This window comes from Pedobacter sp. MC2016-24, assembly GCF_015223055.1.
In the GTDB taxonomy this organism is placed as follows: domain Bacteria; phylum Bacteroidota; class Bacteroidia; order Sphingobacteriales; family Sphingobacteriaceae; genus Pedobacter.
Window position 1 is genome coordinate 1 of sequence record NZ_JADFBX010000034.1, and the last position, 1771, is coordinate 1771.

The 1771-nt window shown below is 40.3% G+C and carries 1 protein-coding gene and 1 pseudogene; both read right to left on the reverse strand.

Translation table 11 applies throughout. The features are described 5' to 3' along the window. A pseudogene (locus IM797_RS28095) lies at positions 1 to 589 on the reverse strand (hypothetical protein); the annotation flags it as partial. A gap of 476 nt (positions 590 to 1065) precedes the next feature. Next, positions 1066 to 1771: PorP/SprF family type IX secretion system membrane protein (locus IM797_RS28100; RefSeq protein ID WP_194130550.1), on the reverse strand; the 706-nt coding region annotated here is incomplete at its 5' end.

The window sequence follows — 1771 nt, forward strand, 5'->3', positions numbered from 1 at the left end:
TACATAATGCCTCCTGTTGTGCCACAATTACCGCCAGGGCGAATGGATTATTCATAGCTAAGAGTTCATCCTCCGTATGGTCAAAGATCTGATAGGTGTTGAACTTGAAACTCAGTTCAGTGCCCAGCATGCTGGATTTGTATAGGTTTGGTCGCAATTGATTCTTTTTACCTGTGAAAACAGCTAGTGAAACTATAGATGGACCATATTTATCTCTCAAACGTATCCAATACCCAAAAATACGTTCGGGAAACATTGCCTTAGTTTCGGCCTGGATCTCGATGTGGAGGTAGAAGAATTGTTCGGTTCCGTCTAATAGAAAGACCTTGGCCAGTAAATCAGTCCGGATTGTTCCTCCAGCCAGAGCTGGATCTATATTTATTTCTGCAAGTTCCTGGTTCATAAATTCGATTTTTCTACTGAAATCGAAGATTTGATCTGCATTAGGGTAATAAAAACGAAGCATATGCACAAAATAATCTTCAAAGGCTCCTTTAAAGATGATATCGTTTTTCTTCTGAGTTTTTTTATCCTCGCCTTTTTGCTTGTCCATGATCAATGGAACATCAGTGCTTGTTGTTTCCGACATCTTGCATTTTGATTAGGAGCAAATCTACAGACAAATTATACTTAAAAACAAATATTAAAGTATTTAAATTAAATTTACAATCATTTTGATTAAATATTTTGATAAAATATGTATAATTATAAAAGACATCTCAAATTTTTGATTATCTATGAATCTGAATATTATTTAAAAATCCGACTCCCATTATCAAGTCCTTTTTCAATGCGGTTCACAACCGTTTAAAAAAGGATGGTGATTTTGGTGCCGGGATTTATTCTGGCAGTGGTGTAGCCTTCTACAAGCACATTCTATATCTGAAATCTGCTGCCCGGGAAAAGGTGATGTGGTTCGACTTTAAAAGGAAGGACAAACCCATTACGCTTGAATCATCTAAAACCTCTTTATGAATGCCTTTTTTTCAAAATCAGAATTCAGTAGCAATAATGAAAAAGCCCGCTGCAAATTGAATTCGCAGCGGGCTATGATTTCGGTAATTCTTATTTATTCAGATTTAACCTCAGGTTTAATTCAAAACTGCCATTTGTATAATTACTCAAAGCAGAAGTCTGCGTAGTGTAAGTGGCACTGATCAGGTACTGGCGTTTGTAATCCATACCCAAACCAAAGGTTGCGTTCTTTGTACTGTGGTACATTCCTAACAAAAACACCTGCTTATTGGCAATACTCATCTGCGCACCAGCATCCCAGATGTTGTCAAAACCTTTTACCCCGCGGTACGCAACTTTAGGTTCCGCATCTACACCTTCTGCACCTTCGCTAAGCAAAATCCGGTAACTTACAGCCGTGTAAAAAGTAGCCACATCCGCCAGTTTGATCACATCTTTCTTCAGCACGCTTTTCAGGTTTGGAACCGAAGCCTGGATGTTCAAGTGATCAGAAGTATAGGATACCCCGAAATCACCATCCAGGTAAGTTTTACGGTCGTTGTACTGCCCCACCATCGGGTCACTCGGATTGCCATAAATGTCCGCATTTTCCAGACGCTGGCTCATGAAGCCTAAGGACACCCCAAAATGCAATTGCTGGTTGTCCCCGCTCAATGGCAAATGGTACGCATAACTACCTACCACACGGGTCTGCCTTTGCAGTCCCGCACTTTCGTTGTTTACCGTTAAACCCAAACCAACCCGTCCAAAACCGTAATCTGCTGTCAGGTTTTGGGTTAAAGGAGAGCCAGGTACG